This window comes from Bacillus sp. GBSW19 (genome assembly GCF_002998655.1).
GTDB lineage: Bacteria > Bacillota > Bacilli > Bacillales > Bacillaceae > Bacillus.
Genome location: NZ_PVRF01000003.1, coordinates 288,391 through 306,598, shown reverse-complemented (window position 1 = coordinate 306,598; position 18,208 = coordinate 288,391). Strand labels below are relative to the sequence as shown.

Genomic DNA, 18,208 nt, shown 5'->3' with positions numbered 1-18,208 from the left:
CAAATCAGTAGTAATGAAAGATAAAATAAGACATCAGCCACCTAATTTTCTCTCCTTAAAAATTCGTTTTTTCATTGTCAGTCTTAAATACAATGTGTATAAAGCAAATGCCGCAATAAATAGCATCACCACGACTGTAAGAATTCGCAGCATATTTTCCATGCCACTTCGTTTGATTGTTTTTGTTTCGGCGATGTTGGATTCCTCTACTTGAATATGTCCATTCCGTGATGTTTGGATTTTTACATGTGCAGTTTGGACCGTCTGTTTTGTTTTTTTTACATCCAGCCATTCGCTAGAAGGGATTGCCTCCATCTGTGTGATCAGCTCCTGTAATCCGACTATTCCTGATTCTACATCATAGGACAGTCCGATTGCGGCTGATTGCAGATGCTGCACGGATTGAATCGTCTGTTCAGTTAAAACATTTGAACCTTCTTTATTAGACGCTTGCTCAACTTGCTGCTGAGGATATAAAGTCATGCCATGTAACATGGCAGGAGACGTCACAAGCGGCGATGCGCTGACTGATTTCCAAGTGCGGTCTGACAGCTGCACCTGTCCAAATAGACTGGACACATGCTTTGAAATTACTTCATACCCTTGTTGTGATATCGCATCATGCGGCACCTCAAACGCAAGAGGATATAAGCCTTGCCTAGCAAGAAGCTCAATGCCCTTTGTCAGTTTTTCTTCTGTATAGGCGATTTCTTGCTGCTGATACGATTTGGTATACGTATGAAAGTCTTTTTCATTTGGGAATTGGCTTTTACTTTGTTTCTTCTCAGCTTTTTTGGGGTCATTTGACGCGATGGGCTGATCATATTTTGCATCCCAGAACTCAAATCCCTGACCAGATTCCTCCGTTCGATACGTACGGCTAAAGCCATGAAGAATGATACTCGCTCCATTTTCTTGCATTTGTTTTAACACATTCACGAGCTTCGGGCGGTCACTCAGTGTGACTTCATCACCTGTTGCTCGATCTATCCAAACAGGGGTCACTGCAATTTGATAAGGAATATGCTGTGCGGATACGTATTGTCCAAGTTCAAGCAGCTTTTTCTCATCACTTGCTGGGCTGATGTTCCCGAGCATTAAGTATTTTGTCGCCATTTGCGCAGAAGATGGCATGTATTTTTCTAGCACTTCTGCAAGAAGCTTGTTGTGCTGCACGACATCTAAGATACCGATATATGCTGCACCTTCTTTTGTTTGAGTCACAAATGGCAGATCAGATTGACGTTTCTTCACTAGAAATTCATTTTCCAAGTCCGCCCCTCGAACCGTTAACACATTGATACTTCTCTCTAGCTGACGGTATGTCTGATCATGTGTATGTTTCAATTGACTGATATGATCTTGTTTGTGAAAAGTAAGCTTGGAGAATGGGCGAAGCTGTTCCGCATTGTATCCAATGGCGATGACCTGCTGTGATTCGTTCATCGCACGAATGGTTTGTTTTGACAAGGTTCTCTTTATTTCACCAAGATAAATGACTTGCTGAAATTCATTGATCCTCTTTTCAGCCAAATGTTCATCGGATACAATCGTCGTCTGTTTTGAAAAATGACCGGCGAGTAGATCCAGCATATGAACGGCTGGAGTCACTTCCCCAGATGGTGTGGAATAAACGATCAGTGTATTTGGCTGCGTGACAAGAGCATCGGCTGAAGTAATGTGTTTAAACGAAAGAATCGTAAAAAGCGTGATCATCAAACAACATTTCATCAAAGAATTACAGTTCATTCATCATCATCTCTTTTTCTAGTTCTTTTAAAAACTGCTGTGGCGTACGATAATCCGAGCTGCTTGTTAAATGACAGACATGAAATGTCAAGGTCACTTCACGACCGTTTAATAGGACATGCGTTTGCAATTTACCCTTTAGCTTATCAAGGACAACTGACACATTTTCTTCTGGTGTATGAGTTAACAGCAAGCCTATTCGCTCTTCGGATAATCGAAATTTCTTATCGGTTTCTCTTACGCTTTCACGAATCTTGAGACTTAATTGCTGAAATAGGTGCTGCATTTCTTTTTCTCCATATAACGATTTGAATTCCGCTGCGTAATTCATATGAAGAAGGATAAAGACAAATGGCTGTTTGTACCGTTCTGCCCGTTTCATTTCCTCAGACAATTCGAGCTTCATCCGCTCAGCATTGTCAAATCCTGTTGTCGAGTCAATCGCCACAAATTGTTTGATGGCCTGCTTTTGTTGTTCAATGGTGTGACGCAGCGTATTAATCCGTTCATGCAAGCTTCCCGCTGAAATAGCGAAAAAAAGAAGTGCTACGCCCCAAATCACTACATCTTGCAATGTTTGATTTGAAAAAAGGGAATTTTCATGGCCAAGCTCTGTAAAGAACATGGCGCTTCCTATAAAGAACAAAATCAGTAAGGTGAAAATTAATGCTGGTAGGATACCAAATAAAATACCGCAGCCTAACACGACAAATGTCAGTGCGATGATCATAAAGCTCTCTGCATCTTGTACGTTAAGGTAGCCCATAAACAAAATAAGGCCTGCAAACGTGAGGAGCAGAGAATAGTACAAGCGATACGTGTTACTGAACAACCGATTCATTTAGGAGCTCCCTTTCTGCAATTAGAGGCAATAAGTTATCAAATGAGTGTGTCTCTTTTTCGTTCATGTATCCTCCGTAATAAGGCTTGAGAGGATCTTGGGTTTGTAATTCTTTCATGCGTTGATAGACAGTCTTTGCGAATTTCAGCTCATTTTGTTTAAGGGCATACAAAATGACGAGTGCATATACCGAAGGCGATTCATATGTGACAGATGGCTGCAATGTGCTCAGTTTGTATCTTCCGTACAGTTTTCCTTCTTGTTTAAACGACGTTTTAAGCCATTTCATGATCTCGGACGTATTTACCTTTGCATGGTGTGCATGTAAAGCTGTATAAAGTTGATCGATCATATTAATTTCTTGGTCGAATGAATATGTTTTTTTCTTTATGTCATAGGACTTAGGAAAGAATCCTTTTTTTCTCGGTGCTTGTTTTAGAATGGCTAATTGGTTACTGGTCATTTGTTTCGTGAATATTTGGAGGGATTCCAATTCTTTGATTGCTTTTGGATCTATATAAGAGAGTGTGATTGTGTGTGAAGTTCGATTTGTTGATGCATCATAGTAATCGGACAATATGCCTTTGAACATGTTTTTTTCTTTTAACGCTTGAGCGATTTCTTTTGCTGTCGTTTGATACGCTGACTTCTTCCACAAACGATTTGCCTTTTGAAGTGCCGCCACTACACGTAAATCATCAACTAAAGCATTGGCCTTACTTTTTTGTTCAGATTCAATTTGCCAGCTGAGAAGATGATGGTCAAGTAAAAATTGATCTTGTAAAACACTCAACTGTTGGTCAAATAAATTTTGATCTTTTTTTCGAACAAGATAATCCATCCAAAGTCCAAGTGATTCAGATAAGTAGATATGTTCCTCTGCAAAAGAGGTACGAATCAAGCCTTCATCTGTCATTAAGTGGTGAGTGATAAAATATTCTCCAGGCAAAACAGGCTGTGTTGATACTGGATCAGCTGATTCTTTCTGCTGTTTCCAGGTACATCCGCCTAGTAGAATGACAATGAGTAAAACAATTGCTGTACGATATATGCGTGTATGCATTCGTGTCCCCTTTCAACTCCCCGTTCTCTAAGCATCTAACGATTTATTATAGAGCGTTTTTGTATAAATTTAAATAAATATTTTATACCAAATTACGAGTCTTTTCGCACATTTATTCCCATTTTCAGAAAAACAATATATCGATATGCTCGGTAAAACTAAAAAACCCATGCGTTTCCGCACGGGCTTTTATAAAACTATTGATCTAATTTTAATTTCTTTAATTGTTCAGCTAGTGCATTATTAATTGGTTCTTCCACTTTCTTTTGTTTCTTCAAATATTTAGACACATCGTGCTTACTGGCTTTCTTTTGATTGGATTGAGATTTGCGTTTTTCGAAGACAGACAGTTTTTCTCTATGGCCGCACACACAAGCAAAGATTTTGCCATCGCCTTCTCCGCGCAGCTCGAGCTTTTTATGACAGTTCGGGCAGCGTGCGTTTGTTTTCTTCGCCACATTTTTACGATGGCCGCATTCCCGGTCCTGGCAAACAAGCATCGTTCCATGTTTTCCATTCACTTTCAGCATCAGTTTTCCGCAGTCTGGACAATGGGTGCCAGTGACATTGTCATGCTTAAAGGTTTGGTTCGTCTGTTTGATTTCGGATACGGCTTGTTTGGCATACGATTTCATTTCACTCATGAATTGAGAAGCTTTCAATTGCCCTTTGGCGATTTTAGAAAGCTTTTGTTCCCATTCCGCTGTTAACGCAGGAGACTTTAAGTCTTCAGGCACTAACGAGAGCAGCTGCTTCCCTTTCGATGTAATGAAAATGTCTTTGCCCTTTTTCTCGATTAGGAAGCTATTGAACAGCTTTTCAATAATATCTGCTCTTGTTGCTACTGTCCCTAGACCACCTGTTTCACCAAGGGTTTTCACTAAGTCTTTTTCCTCTTTCTGCATAAATGCCGCTGGGTTTTCCATGGCAGATAATAGGGTCGCTTCATTAAAACGTGCAGGAGGTTTCGTTTCTCCTCTTGTTTCTTTCAGCTGTCGTACGTCTAGTGACTGTCCTTCTGAAAGCAGCGGCAAATGTTGATCCACCTCGGCTGATTCCTCTTCTTCATAGGAATCATCGTACACGGCTTTCCAGCCAGCTGATTGCACGATTTTCCCTTTTGCTGTGAACGTTTCACTGCCTATTTTGGTGATAACCGTTGTTTCTTCGTACTCAAAAGGATTCATGAGTACCGCAAGGAATCGTTTGGCAATAAGGTCATATAATTTACGCTCTTTATCACTTAATGCACCTGGATACAGCTCTTCCTCGGTTGGAATGATCGCATGGTGATCTGACACTTTTGCATCATTGACGAAGCCTTTGTGCGCTTTAACACCTGATTGTAAAATCCGGTTCACATGCTGCGCGTATGGTCTGACGTTCATTCCTTTTAATCGGTCTTTTAATGTGGGAACGATATCCGCTGAAATAAACCGTGAATCTGTACGTGGATATGTCACGAGCTTATGCTGCTCATACAATCGCTGAAGCGTAGATAATGTTTCTTTTGCTGAGAAGCCATAGCGTTTATGCGCATCACGCTGTAATTCAGTCAGATCGTACAGGCCCGGTGCAAAAGCTTTTTTCGCTGTTTTTTTCAACGCATCAACCACTGCTGGTTTTCCTTCGCATGCTGCCAAGCGCTCTTTGATCACATTCTCTTGGAATGTCCGGTTTTGCTTTGTTTTGGCATCCTGCCAGGTCAAAGTCAGTCCATCTACTTGTGCAATCAATCCATAGAACGGCTTCGGCTGAAATTGCTGAATGTCTTCTTCTCGTTTGGCGATCATGGCAATCGTTGGTGTTTGTACCCGTCCGCAGGAAAGCTGTGCATTGAACTTGGTTGTCAGCGCTCTTGTTGCGTTGATGCCGACAATCCAGTCTGCTTCTGCACGTGCAACTGCTGAGCGATACAGGTTATCGTATTCTCTGCCGTCTTTTAATCGTTTGAAGCCTTCTTGAATGGCTTTGTCCGTGACAGATGAGATCCATAGTCGTTTCAAGGGCTTTTTCACATGTGCTTTTTCAAGAATCCATCTTGCGACAAGCTCCCCTTCACGTCCAGCATCTGTTGCAATGACAATGTCTTTGACATCTTTTCTCGCAAGCTGCGCTTTCACTGCTTGGAATTGTTTTCCTGTCTTTTTCATCACAACAAGCTTAAGCGGCTCTGGAATGATTGGTAAATCCTCTAAACGCCAGGATTGAAATTCTTTTCCGTAGCCTTCTGGATCAGCCAGTGTGACCAAATGGCCAAGCGCCCATGTCACAATGTATTGATCTCCTTCTAAAAAACCATTTCCTTTTTTATGACACTTCAGCACACGCGCAAGGTCACGTCCTACTGAAGGTTTCTCTGCTAATACAACTGTTTTTGACACTAGATTTCACATCTCTTTCTTCTATCCATCCTTTTATTATAGCAGACGTGGAGATGCGGTTCTAATGACGGATTATTTCTTCAATCGTTTGATGATTTCGTTTGTGACTTCTTGTGTTTGATAGGATCCGCCGATGTCCGCTGTTAAAAAGCCGTCTGCTGTGACTGATTCGATGGTGCTGAGAAGGTGCGTACCCAGCTCTTCCTCTCCGAAATGATCAAGCATCAGCTTAGCAGTCCAAATTTGACCGATTGGGTTGGCGATTCCTTTTCCCGCAATGTCTGGAGCTGATCCGTGTACAGGCTCAAACATGGATGGGTATTTGCCATTTACATTGATGTTGGCGGCAGGCGCTACGCCAATACTTCCCATAATGGCTGCCCCAAGATCTGTCAAAATATCACCAAACAAATTACTGGCCACAATCACATCGAATTTTTCTGGTCTTGTTACAAAGAAGGCTGAGAGCGCATCAATGTGCTGAGAGTCTGCTGCCACCTCTGGATAATCCTTTGCTACGTCTTGAAACACTTCATCCCAAAAAGGCATGGTATGGACGATCCCATTCGATTTGGTTGCACTCGTCACATGCTTTCGTCTTTTTTCTGCTAATTGAAAGGCAAAACGCATCGCACGCTCTGTCCCTTTTCTTGAGAACACTGCATTTTGAACAGCAAGCTGATCTTCTCCTTGATAAATACGGCCTCCAATTTCACTATATTCACCTTCACCGTTTTCTCTGACAACTAGAAGATCGAAATCCTTTGGCTGCGTAAGCGGTGAGCGAATGCCGCTCAGCTGTTTTGCAGGTCTGACGTTTATCACCTGTTCAAATTCCCGCCTAATCTTAATAAGCAGTCCCCAAAGCGATACGTGATCCGGCACTAAATTGGCATCTCCGACAGCCCCTAAGAAAATGCTGTCAAAGGTTTTCAGTTGATGTAATCCATCCTTTGGCATCATCTCGCCATGCTCTAAATAATATTCACAGCTCCACGGAAAATCCTGAAAGGTAAAAGACAAACCGCCATGTAATTCTGACACCGCTTTCAATACTCGTATGGCTTCAGGTACAACTTCCTTCCCAACCCCGTCACCTGGTATCGCCGCAATTGAAACATGCTTCATTCATTTCTCCCCCTTTATCGTCGGTCGACCGTCGACCGTTTAAATTTGAGTTTACTAGAGAGTTCATGTTCTTTCAATGGACAAAAGACGCTTTTTTGATCAAAGCGCCTGTTTATCCTGGAAAAGCATCGAGGGTTTCTGTTTCTTCCTCCCCGCATCTTTTTTATCTGAAAGCAGCAGTCCTCCTAAGGTCAGTGCCGTTCCGAGTACAGACATGAGGGTCAATCTCTCATGAAGAACGATCATTGAAATGACCATCGTAATAATAGGAACGCCATAAATATACACACTCGATTTCACCACACCGAGCGTTTTCACCGAAAAGCTCCATGTTAGAAAACAAATGGCAGATGCGAACAGGCCTAAAAACAGCAAGTGAAAGGCAAACGACGGGTTCGTCAATCGCTCCCAGTCTAAACGAATCTTAAAATGCCAGATCAGGGGAAGCATCCAAAGCAAGCCGTAAAAAAAGACACGCCTCGTCACTTGAATGATATGGTATCCATATTGGTTGATCATTTTCGATAAAATAGAATAGAAGGCCCAGACAATGGTCGCCGTTAATGCTAGCACATCACCGAGTGGATTCAATTGGAACGTCGTCATTCCATTAAAGCTAATCAGCACAATGCCTGTCATCGCGATAAAAAAGCCTATGAAAAATCGGCGATGCAGCGGCTCATCTTTCAATAAAAAATAAGCCAATAAAAATGAGAAGAATGGCACAACTGAACTGATGACACCTGCATTCGAAGCGAACGTATAGGTGAGTGCGACATTTTCTAAAAAATAGTATAAGACCACACCGCATAATCCTGCGAGCGCAAACATCGCTTCATGCTTTTTACGCTGCACCTTCATGGTGACCGGATAGATCATCATCAGAGCCAGATACCCAATAAAAAAGCGAAAAAATAATATCTCTGTGGGAGAAAAAGCAGTTAATAATATTTTGGTTGAGATAAAGGTCGAACCCCATAGAAAAATAGTGAACATGGCCGCTAGATGACCAAGCAGCTGTTTATTTTTCATCTGCTGTTACCTGCTTTGCAAAAATTTGCTGATATTGCCCTGGGGTGAGCCCAATAAATTCTGAAAAGAAATGACTCAAGTGACTTTGATCAGAAAAACCAGCGGAGACTGCCGCATCTACAGGCTTCACTCCTTGGGCGAGAAGCTCCTTCGCATAGTTCACTCTCACTGTCTGTAAATAACGATACGGCGTGATCCCTCTGTACTTTGTAAAAGCACGAAGAAGGGAGTATTTGTTCATAGACACAAGCTCTCCTAAGTCGTCTAACGAAATATTTTCCGTGCGGTATGTTTCAATATATTGCTGTACATCTTGGACTTTCTGTTCGGCGGCATGCGCTGCTGACGCTTTTTCCTCTGATGTATCAGCATAGGCTTCAATCAGCTGCTTCATAAAGAAATAAAACGTTTCCTGTTTATTCAAAGCTGGAGCTTCTTCTGTGATCATTTGATGAAGATCATATAATGGCTTTGTCAGTTCACTTTGTGAAAACACAGGGGCTTTAAAATGTGGCTTGTGCTGAAACATTTTCTCTATGACATCTGCTTCTATATTTAAACAACGATAATCTAGTGTCCTGTGATCAATCTGCTCGCATGCGTGATTGTCATATGGATTGAAAAGAAGGATGTCTCCCTTTTCAATGATGTATTCTTCATTTTGGCAGATCAAACGTCTTTGACCGTCCTCAATAAATCCAATCACATAGTATGTATGAAAATGATTCGGGAACTTTTGCATGATGCCATGAAAGCGATACGCCTCTAATTGCAAGTCCTGATCAAAATGTACCGTTCGTTCTTCTTGTGTTTTCATGTCGATCCCCTCTTTCACTGAACTGATCATTAGTGTAGCACACCCTTTTTCTCTTGAATTGTACGATATTGACTTTTCCGATGCAGGCTTGCCTAGAGGGAAAAACTTGGATAACATGAGACAAAAGATGATGTGTAAATGAGGGAATGACGGGATGAATTCATTCGAGATGAAAAGACCAGCACCATACCATATGCAATTTTATGAACAGCTGAAGCAAATGATATTTGATGGGCAGTTTCAGCCAGGGGAACGCATCAATGAGACACAGCTTGCCAAACAATTTGGTGTAAGCCGATCACCGGTTAGAGAGGCGATGAGGCTTTTAGAAAAAGATGAGCTCTTGATCGCTGATCATCGGTCAGGCTACTCTGTCTATACGTTAACGGAAAAAGATGTCGAGGAGCTTTATCAAGTTCGAATCGCCCTAGAAACGCTAGCTGTTGAGCTTGCATGCAAGGAAGCCGCGCAAAGAGAGCTGGATGATATTGAGCAGGTCCTCAAGCAGGCAGACGGAGCAATCAAGCAGCAGCTGCCATCTAAAGAAATCGTCCAGTTACATGAAGCCTTTCATCAAAAAATTATTCTAGCGAGTCACAATCACCGCTTATGTAAACAATTGAATCATGTGAATGCACTCATTCATTTTTGCCGTATCTTTCATTTTAGCGGCGGAGCGCGTGCTGAGACGATTCAAAAAGAGCATGCTGCCATTTATTCTGAAATGAAAGAGCGCCGCTCCACAGAAGCCGTTCAAGCGATGACGGATCATTTATTACATGATGTGATGCACTTAAAGCAAGTACTCTCTGAAACAAACAAGGATTAAGTGATTTTTCCTTTTTCCCATTTTTTAAGCATTACATGAACATATTTTGAATTTTTCGTAGATTTTAGCATGTCCAGACGATCTTTCGTTTATATTAGAAGATGAGAAACTAGCTTTTATACAGGAGGATTTGTATATGCATACAAGTATTAGCCGTCTTCGACAGGCGGGTTTTATTGAGGGTATGTCTCTTTTAACCCTTCTTTTAATTGCCATGCCTCTGAAATATTTTGCGGATATTCCGATGGCAGTCACCATTGTAGGCTCTCTTCATGGCGCATTGTTTGTCATCTATATGCTTGTTTTGGCATATGTGACTTTTAAAGTTCGCTGGCATTTGAAATGGTCCATCGCTGGTTTTTTTGCAGCGTTCATTCCTTTCGGCAACTTCGCCTATGATAAGGTGCTCCGCCAGTATGATACAAAGGCTTAATCAAAAAAGGGCTAAATCGAATGTCGTTTTAGCCCTTTGTCTACACGCTGAAGCGTTCTGTTAAAGGAACGCTTTTTTAAATTGATGCATATTTCACAATGGCTGCTTGACGCGTCATTTCGTCATACGCCACCCATAATTCATCACCTGGCAGTACACTAGTCATTGGATCGATTGGCTGTTTCACTTCATACAGCATGCCATCTCTCTCAATCTGAATGATTGCTAGCGGCTGGTTGCCGATGACGCCAGCAAATGCGACATGGGTCACTTTTGCACTTCCTTGTTTCTCTTGCATGAGACCGATTTCTCTATCCAGCTCTTCTTTCTTTGTCTGGATCGTGATTGGAGTTCCTGGTGCGACCTGCATATGATCAGGGATGAATTGGCTGACCGTTTTTGTAATAGACTGATCTCCGCTTGAAACCGTCACATCCAGCATGACAGGCTTTTGTCCATGAATCGTGACTGGATATTGCTTCACTCGCTGAATGGTTCCTGTTAACGTCACATCTTTCCCCGATCGATTCCGCACTTCATGGCCATAGGCTGCCATTTTCAACTGACCGCTGATGGCGACGAGATCGGCTTTTTCTCCTTTTCTAAATTCAAAACCAGCGGCTTGAATCATCGGAATGGTATACCTTTTCTGATCTGCTTCAAATGTAAGCGATAAGACAGTGCCTCGTCCTACGGTTTCATATGATTCTATATTTCTTAAAACAGCGCCTTTGATGAACTTTGGCTCACTTGTCTGTGAGAAGTCCCCCTCTTTTAAGAGCATCGCTTTTTTCTTCTTCGGATTGTAGAGAATGGCGATACGCTGACCCGGCTGCGGTATCTGGGTAAAGGATACAACTGTTTTAACCGTCTTCTCGATGTTTTCCCCATCATATTGAAATTGCAGCTGCATTTTGACAAGCGGCTGTTCGTTGATGTAGGTGCCCGTTTCTTTGACAGATACAATATTGGCTTCTAATGTGACACTGTCTTTAATCTTGTTGTTTCTCACCAGTCTCAAAATCGGCGGCAGGAAGATGGCTAGTACAAATAACAGTAGTGGAATAAACAGCCATATCGCCCAGTTGAGAATGAGTGGCCCGCCTTTCATGACATATTGCATAAAGGTGTCAACAGACGTTTGGTGAGCAGGACTCGCGTTTTCGATTGAGATGACTTTTTTCAAAGGAAATTCCTTTAGCTGGCTGCTCGTCGTCTCATATGCACCCGTTAATTGATTGTCGAATGAATAATAGATCCAATCGCTCTTCACATTTTTATTGAAAGTGAGCTCTTCTCTTTGTAAGGATTCATATGACAACGATTGAAAAAGCTTGCTGGCAGACGTCGCCTTATTCGTGCGATGGTTATAAATATATCCAGTCAGTTTGCCTTTTGCTTCGTCCTTTGCAGTAGAGCCTGCAATAAGAACTTCTTCTTCATTAAGCTGGTAGATATAGGTTTGATAAATTGGTTTTGGTGTTGGGACGACTTTCCCAAGCCTTCCCTCTGCATTCACTTTCCTTGCCCTTTTTGGATAATTCGATTCTACGGCGACAGCAAAGTTTTGTGATGATCCAATCTTTTTTTGCAGCCTCTGCTCAACTGTATCTTCAATGAGGCTAAACGGATCAGCGTTTTTGGAGACATAGACACCAAGCTGATGCTTCTCGTTTGAGATACCGCTAACATATGCCTTCTGGTCATTTTTCAAAGTCAATTCAAATATAGGAATAGGCGTCTGCCCTCTAAAGGAATTCATGACGACATCCATGGAGACTGGCCTTGCTGGCAGCTTTAGCTCGTTGAGATTGTGCACATGAAACTGACCATTCTTTAGCTCACCGAGGACTGCAGCGGCGCCTTCCATTTCTCCTGTAAACACGAGCTGTCCATTCCATTGATATGTATTCGTTTTTAAAAATGAGGGGATCAGTAGATTTTGCTTAACGAGCTCTTTCTTTTCTCCACTTGGCGTTATTTTCTCGATCAACAGCTGCCCCTCTTTATTTTTTAAAGCAAGTAAGAGATTGTTACCTTGAATGGATGGAAACATTTCATTAAACGTATCGCTTTCCGTGGTCCATTCACTGATTCTTTTTCCTGATTGAGGATCATACATTCCAAAATGGAGCTGCTGGTCTTTTGATACAGCACTCACCACTCGTTTTCCTTCATCAAATGTAAAAATTCGTTTGACGTCATATTGCGTCGCTTTCCCTGCTGACAAATCATCTTGGTAATGGTTCCACACCAAGACACTAAGAATGATTGCTGGAATAAAGAAGACAATATATCTGAGGGAAATCACTGGTATTCTTTTCACTTGATCGCTTCCTTTCATGAGGTTCCTTTACCTTATACGTTAGTGCAGCGAGAATGTTTCGTGCTAGAAGAATACCATTCCAGCCTTCGAATTCCATATTTTACAAACTTCGTTGTTTGCGATAAAATCCAATCAGATTCAAAAAAGGAGTTTTTCTCATTGGATAAGCTATCTTCTATCTTTCTAGCGGCTTGGCTGCGTGTTCCTCGTTGGTTCAAGCAATGGGTGCTCGTATCCATTTCCATTTTCTTTTTTTATATGTGTTTTGTAAAGGGGCTGACTAGCTGGCATACCTTGCCGCCCATCACTTTGCTTACGTGTGTCATTGCTTCCTTCTTCATTTGGATGTTGTGGCTAAAAGGTCAAAAAAATAAGTGAAATGGGGAAAATCATGAAAGAATCCATCAGTTATTTTGCTATCTCTTTTGTTCTGCAATGGGTTTGGTTTGGCATTGTGCACCCAAATAGAGGCGTGACACTCTTGGACATGTTCGTCTTTTCTATTTTGTTTGCAGTGATGTTCTTTTTTATCGGGCGGATTTGGCATTATCAGAAGAAAGGAAGAAGTGAGTGATCATGAAATGAACCCAATGAAAAAGGCTGCCAAATAGATGGCAGCCTTTTCCTTGCTCTTTTCATGCAAATAAATAATCAATGTGTGATCTCCGTTACGGAGTGTATGAATTAAGATTCGATCATATCAGTGTGTCATATGTGTTCCGAGTGAACCTACGTTTGAAAGTAAACGCCATGGAAGTTCTGGATAACAAGACAACGAAAGCCCTACCTCTCATTCGTCCTTACGGCTCCGAAGCCGTGCCAGTGTGAATTGTAAATCAAAACGTCTTTTTTCCACTCTTCCGCTTTTATAGGGGGCGGGTGCAGAAGGAAAAGAATAAGTTGTTCGCTTTGACAGCGTCTCGTTCTTATCAAGTAGAAGCTCTATTGCTTCTCATTATGTCATAGAAAAAAGAAAGTTTACTTTCTTTATTTATTTGCTTATTTCAACACTTAATATAAAATTATAACACATACCCCCAGCTTACGCAAGTGTTAAAGTGATAATTCTGCTGGCGTACGGCTTCCTTCATTCATGTAACGAATGGAGGTTGGATCAATCTTCAGAATCACTAGATTCGGATCATCTTTTCCTTTAAACCATTTCTCCATCTCCTCAGACCAAAGGCGGTCGATCAGTTCTGGATCATCGGTTAATGTTGCGGTACCTGCGATTTCTGCATACGTGTCACCGAATCCTTCACCTGAATAACCAATGAGAATATGGACATTCGGGTTTTTTTCAATTTCGTCTGCTTTATGTGTTTCTTTGCTCGTTGGTGTATATAATGTCAGCCCTTCATGGAAAAAAGTCATGTAGCGGGTATGCGGCTTATCCTGTTCAACGGTCGCCAGTGTCCCGACCTTTTGTTCATCTAATAGGTTGAGTACCTTTTGTTTTAATTCTTCTTGTGACATATCGTTTCACTCCTTCAAATTTCATCCGTACTCTTAGGTTTCCACGACAATCCATTCATTAAACAAAGAAATGTGTTTTTCATAAAAAGAGATCTTCTGGCTGATGCTATAGAAAACAGGCTCAATGAAGGGAGAAGTTGAACATGCATCATGAAACGATGTTCCATTTGAGTTCACTTGTCATTGCGGCAGTTGTTGTGGGCATTATCGTATGGTCTGTCTCATCTGTGCAGAAGAATCGCAAAAAATACTAAACACACCGCCCAATCAAAGCTGGGCGGTGGCGCTATTGATCATGTATTCATAAAGGAACCGCCGTTGACGTGAAGTGTTTGTCCTGTCATATAAGACGATTCGTCAGAAGCAAGCAGCACATAGCAGCCGACATGCTCTACAGGCTGTCCTGGTCTTCCCATTGGGGTTTCTGCCCCGAAGCTTTCCACACTATCCTCATCAAATGTAGATGGAATGAGCGGCGTCCAAATTGGACCTGGCGCTACACCATTCACCCGAATCCCATCTTTCACAAGCGACTGTGCCATAGAACGCGTAAAGCCGTTGATGGCCCCTTTTGTCGCCGTATAATCAATCAGCACTTTGTTGCCTCGATATGGGTTAATGGATGTTGTATTAATAATTGTACTTCCCGGTTTTAAGTAATCCAGTGCTTTCTTCGTAAAATAAAAATAAGAATAGAAGTTGGTTCTAAAGGTTTGGTGAAGCTGTTCACTAGAAATATCTTGAATCCGTTCTTTCGGATGCTGTTCAGCCGCATTATTCACTAAAATATCTAATTGCCCAAAGGCTTCAACTGTTTTTTCTACCGCTTTCTCGCAAAAGGCTTCGTCACCGACATCTCCTGCAATCGTTAAACATTTAACGCCTTCCTGTTCTACGCGCTTTTGCGTATCCTTTGCATCCTCATGTTCATTTAAGTACACAATGGCGACGTGTGCACCTTCTTTTGCATAGGCAACAGATACAGCACGTCCAATTCCACTATCTCCGCCTGTAATCAGTGCGACTTTCCCTTTGAGCTTGCCAGATCCTTGATATGATTTATCCTCAAAGATCGGCGCAGGATTCATTTCTCTTTCACTGCCTGGCTGCTGATCCTGTGTTTGGCGCGGAATGCCATTTGTTAAGTATTCACGTAAATCCATGTGTAAGCTCCTCCTTGATTTGTTGATGTATCCTTTCATTACCACCTCTTTTTTTTACTCAAACATCCCTAAACTGCACAGATGCGTTTTGTAAATTGGCATGTTTCAAGATGGGAAAAATCGGTTACATGATCATTAAAAAGGAGCGTTCTCAAATGCTGTCAACCATTTCGAAAACCTTTAGCAGACCAAAAGGCTGGCTCGGAAGCATCGCAGGCTTCATTATGGCAAATGAAAATAAAGCATTGAATCAGTGGGCCATCCAGCACTTAGATCTGACAGATAGTGAAAACATTTTGGAAATCGGCTATGGGCCCGGCTACAGCATCAAACATATGCTTAAGCATTATGAAGATCTTCACATTGATGGTCTAGATGCCTCCGCCACCATGCAGGAGCAAGCACAGTCCCGCGTCAGCAAACGGTCAAAAGACAAACAGGTCCGGCTGTATGTAGGGAAAATCGAGAAAACACGCTTGCCCGGAGAGCAGTATGACAAAGTACTGTCTGTCAACAACTTTACGATTTGGGATGATCCAAAGACTGGCCTACTCAACCTTTATCACACGTTGAAACCAGGCGGAAAACTCGTCATTGTGATGCAGCCAAGAGAAAAAGGTGCTGATGCGAGCCGGACAAAAGAGATGGGTGAAAACATATTGAATGACTTACAGTTTGCGGGGTTTGACCATTTTTCTGTTGAGTATGAGGAAATTCGTCCAACACTTGCTGTCTGTGTCACAGCCAAAAAGCCGAGAAGCGAATAAGCTCTCGGCTTTTTTTCTTACCATTTTGCTTCTTTTACAAATTGATAGAACAGCTGATGCAATTTCTGTTCAATCTCTTCCTTTGATCCCTGTCCATAAAGCACCATGCTTTCCTCACTTTCAATGATGGATGAACTGATCAGACTAAACATTTCAGACCCTTCCTTGCCAAGCTTTTGCGGCGCCAGCATCATAAGCATTCGTGACATCATTTGCTGCCCGCCGTCCATGCTTTTCACCTCGTATGCCTGATCAAGATCGTAAATATGAAAGATTGGTTCCTTGATGAATTCATGCTTTAAATGAAAAAGAGCAAATTCTGTACCAGGAATCCCTAAACCGCCTTGCTGTTCACGTTCCAGTAAGCCGCTCGCTACATCATCCGCATGTGTGATAGATCCTTCTTCTTCAAGCTGACGAAGCAGCTGCCTGATTGTTGCCTCATGCTGCGGCAGCGTCTCTCTATTTTCGATGGTAAAATGGGACAAGATGCTGCGAATCACAGACATATAATTCGTCACCTGCTCTGCAACCGCCATCATATCAACCGTTTCTTGCACAGATTCTTTAACAGCTTCTTTTGTTCTTTTTTTCTCGATCATATAAGGGATCTTCCGTTTAATATGAGCTTTCACACGCATGGCGTCATCCTCGTTTAGGAGCGGACTGACCATGATGTAATCGATATGGTCATATGGGATCGGAACAGTCGATACAATCATGTCATAGCTCGATGCATCAATTTCCTTTAGCTCCATTAAGGAGGATAAATCGAATTTGGCGATCTCCGGTAATTCTTTTTTTAGCCGCGAGGCGAGCATTTTGGAGGAACCAATCCCGCTTGAACAAACGACTAGTGCATGAATGTTTGTTTCTTCTTTTTTGATTTCAAGCACTGAGCCAAAGTGAAGCACTATAAAGGCAATTTCATCCTCTGGAAATTCAATCTCTGGAAAGAAACGCTCGACTCCTTCTTCAATCGCCATGAACAGCAAAAAGTAGTCTTTTTTTATTTGTTGTGTGAGCGGATTATAGATTCTCATCTTTTCCTTTAAACGGTTCATGGCAGGTTCAAGATGAGACACGAGTCCCTCATACAATGAATCATTCTCATTTAAATGATAGCCGGTTTTATTTGAAATAAAATCAATGAGCTTCTTCGTTCTGATCGCTATATCCAGCTCGATCTCATCAATACGGTATTCTGCCCCAAAGCTGCGATTGGCACTGCGCAGGTGGATGGTCATATATCCGACCTCTGCTTCAGGGATCTCCACATTAAACATACGTTCAAGCGCTCTTGCGATTCGCTGAGAAGATTCAAATTCTTTCGTCCGCTTTAGTTCAAGCAGCTCTTCCCCTTCCATTCGAATGGTTTCACCAAGCTGAATCCGTTCAATGGCATAGGTTAAGTGAACGACAAGGGCAATATAGGCACTATCAGATAAGGAGAGTGACAGTCTATTTTTCAAATGAAAGAGCAGTCTTTCTACCTTAAGCAGCTGCCCTCTGCTGACAACGCCAAACACCTTTTCCGTCGCTTTCGTTCGATGTTTGATATTCATTTCAATTGTTTCTAAAAATAATTGAATATCTAGCCGGTCAACAATAAGGTTCCCGACAATCTTTCGTTTTGCTTCTTCCGGTCCTTTTAATTCAATGCCATACCCGCGTTTTCGGATCAGCTGCAAACCGTAAGGAGCGATCCACTCTGTCAGTTCATCTAAGTCATAGCTGATGGTCGCATTTGTTACCTGCAAATCGGCTGCGAGTGTATATAATTTCACCGGTTCCTTTGCTTCAAGCAGGGCACATAATATTAAGAGCTTCCGTTCGTCAGAGCTATATTCAATTTGATCCTCATTTGACATATGAGCAAGAAGCCGCTGTTTATCCTCCTGTTCACCGACTGCCTTCAAGCCTTTCCCCGGCTGTTTATCTAGTGAAAGATCATAACTCTTTAATATGGGTTTAATCGATTTTAGTTCTCTATGAATCGTTCTTGTACTCACCTGAACAGAATCGGCTATCTCACGAATGGTGACATAACGATTTTGCTGAATGATGTATTTGATGATCTTCTGTTCTCGTGCCGTTATGTACATGAAATGCCTCCTTCTGCAAAAATAGGTCTATTGTCACACCTTAATATAAAACGCTTTCAACAAACGATGCAATCTTAAGTTGATCTGACTTTGGC

General features: G+C 41.9%; 16 protein-coding genes. 5 read left to right on the top strand and 11 right to left on the bottom strand.

Features of this window, described 5'->3' with window-relative positions; genetic code table 11:
• Positions 1 to 33: 33 nt before the first annotated feature.
• From C6344_RS15880 to C6344_RS15850, 7 genes are all read right to left on the bottom strand, one after another.
• Positions 34 to 1,749, bottom strand: a complete 1,716-nt coding sequence (locus C6344_RS15880; protein WP_106073091.1) for a DUF2334 domain-containing protein — start codon at positions 1,747 to 1,749, stop codon at positions 34 to 36.
• A complete protein-coding gene (locus tag C6344_RS15875; RefSeq protein ID WP_066031302.1) occupies positions 1,739 to 2,590 on the bottom strand; it encodes a GGDEF domain-containing protein in 852 nt (283 codons plus the stop codon). Before C6344_RS15875 ends, C6344_RS15880 begins: the two co-directional genes overlap by 11 nt.
• A complete protein-coding gene (locus tag C6344_RS15870) occupies positions 2,571 to 3,653 on the bottom strand; it encodes a glycosyl hydrolase family 8 (protein WP_066031303.1) in 1,083 nt (360 codons plus the stop codon). Before C6344_RS15870 ends, C6344_RS15875 begins: the two co-directional genes overlap by 20 nt.
• A 197-nt stretch (positions 3,654 to 3,850) precedes the next feature.
• Complete coding sequence (locus tag C6344_RS15865; protein WP_106073090.1) at positions 3,851 to 6,037, bottom strand: DNA topoisomerase III; 2,187 nt, start codon at positions 6,035 to 6,037, stop codon at positions 3,851 to 3,853.
• Positions 6,038 to 6,109: 72 nt separating this feature from the next.
• On the bottom strand, positions 6,110 to 7,165 hold the full coding sequence (locus C6344_RS15860) for a tartrate dehydrogenase (RefSeq protein WP_066031305.1): 1,056 nt from the start codon (positions 7,163 to 7,165) through the stop codon (positions 6,110 to 6,112).
• A gap of 99 nt (positions 7,166 to 7,264) precedes the next feature.
• Positions 7,265 to 8,197 carry a DMT family transporter gene (locus C6344_RS15855; protein WP_060595572.1) on the bottom strand — a complete coding sequence of 311 codons (933 nt, stop codon included), beginning with the start codon at positions 8,195 to 8,197 and terminating at the stop codon, positions 7,265 to 7,267.
• Complete coding sequence (locus C6344_RS15850; RefSeq protein ID WP_106039311.1) at positions 8,187 to 9,014, bottom strand: helix-turn-helix domain-containing protein; 828 nt, start codon at positions 9,012 to 9,014, stop codon at positions 8,187 to 8,189. Before C6344_RS15850 ends, C6344_RS15855 begins: the two co-directional genes overlap by 11 nt.
• A 154-nt stretch (positions 9,015 to 9,168) precedes the next feature.
• Between C6344_RS15850 and C6344_RS15845 the strand changes: the two genes are divergently transcribed.
• Entirely contained in the window at positions 9,169 to 9,843 is a 675-nt protein-coding gene (locus tag C6344_RS15845) for a GntR family transcriptional regulator (RefSeq protein ID WP_060595571.1), read from the top strand.
• Between the two features lie 136 nt (positions 9,844 to 9,979).
• Complete coding sequence (locus tag C6344_RS15840; RefSeq protein ID WP_034664017.1) at positions 9,980 to 10,276, top strand: DUF3817 domain-containing protein; 297 nt, start codon at positions 9,980 to 9,982, stop codon at positions 10,274 to 10,276.
• A gap of 76 nt (positions 10,277 to 10,352) precedes the next feature.
• Here C6344_RS15840 and C6344_RS15835 read toward each other — a convergent pair whose 3' ends face one another.
• The gene (locus tag C6344_RS15835; RefSeq protein WP_223251109.1) at positions 10,353 to 12,602 is read right to left on the bottom strand and encodes a hypothetical protein; all 2,250 of its coding nucleotides are present in this window, start codon (positions 12,600 to 12,602) and stop codon (positions 10,353 to 10,355) included.
• Positions 12,603 to 12,761: 159 nt separating this feature from the next.
• On the opposite strand from C6344_RS15835, the gene C6344_RS15830 reads away from it, so the two are divergent.
• Complete coding sequence (locus tag C6344_RS15830; RefSeq protein ID WP_060595569.1) at positions 12,762 to 12,980, top strand: hypothetical protein; 219 nt, start codon at positions 12,762 to 12,764, stop codon at positions 12,978 to 12,980.
• 13 nt (positions 12,981 to 12,993) lie between these two features.
• Positions 12,994 to 13,176, top strand: a complete 183-nt coding sequence (locus tag C6344_RS15825; RefSeq protein ID WP_106037152.1) for a hypothetical protein — start codon at positions 12,994 to 12,996, stop codon at positions 13,174 to 13,176.
• 479 nt (positions 13,177 to 13,655) lie between these two features.
• On the opposite strand, the gene C6344_RS15820 is transcribed toward C6344_RS15825, so the two are convergent.
• Together C6344_RS15820 and C6344_RS15815 are read right to left on the bottom strand one after the other, a co-directional pair.
• Positions 13,656 to 14,078: a pyridoxamine 5'-phosphate oxidase family protein gene (locus tag C6344_RS15820; RefSeq protein WP_034664024.1), complete on the bottom strand. Its 423-nt coding sequence runs from the start codon at positions 14,076 to 14,078 to the stop codon at positions 13,656 to 13,658.
• A 293-nt stretch (positions 14,079 to 14,371) separates the two neighbouring features.
• Positions 14,372 to 15,241: an SDR family oxidoreductase gene (locus tag C6344_RS15815; RefSeq protein ID WP_106073089.1), complete on the bottom strand. Its 870-nt coding sequence runs from the start codon at positions 15,239 to 15,241 to the stop codon at positions 14,372 to 14,374.
• A gap of 155 nt (positions 15,242 to 15,396) precedes the next feature.
• On the opposite strand from C6344_RS15815, the gene C6344_RS15810 reads away from it, so the two are divergent.
• Complete coding sequence (locus C6344_RS15810; protein WP_060595568.1) at positions 15,397 to 16,008, top strand: class I SAM-dependent methyltransferase; 612 nt, start codon at positions 15,397 to 15,399, stop codon at positions 16,006 to 16,008.
• Positions 16,009 to 16,025: 17 nt separating this feature from the next.
• Here C6344_RS15810 and C6344_RS15805 read toward each other — a convergent pair whose 3' ends face one another.
• A complete protein-coding gene (locus tag C6344_RS15805) occupies positions 16,026 to 18,113 on the bottom strand; it encodes a BglG family transcription antiterminator (protein ID WP_106073088.1) in 2,088 nt (695 codons plus the stop codon).
• Between the last annotated feature and the right edge of the window lie 95 nt (positions 18,114 to 18,208).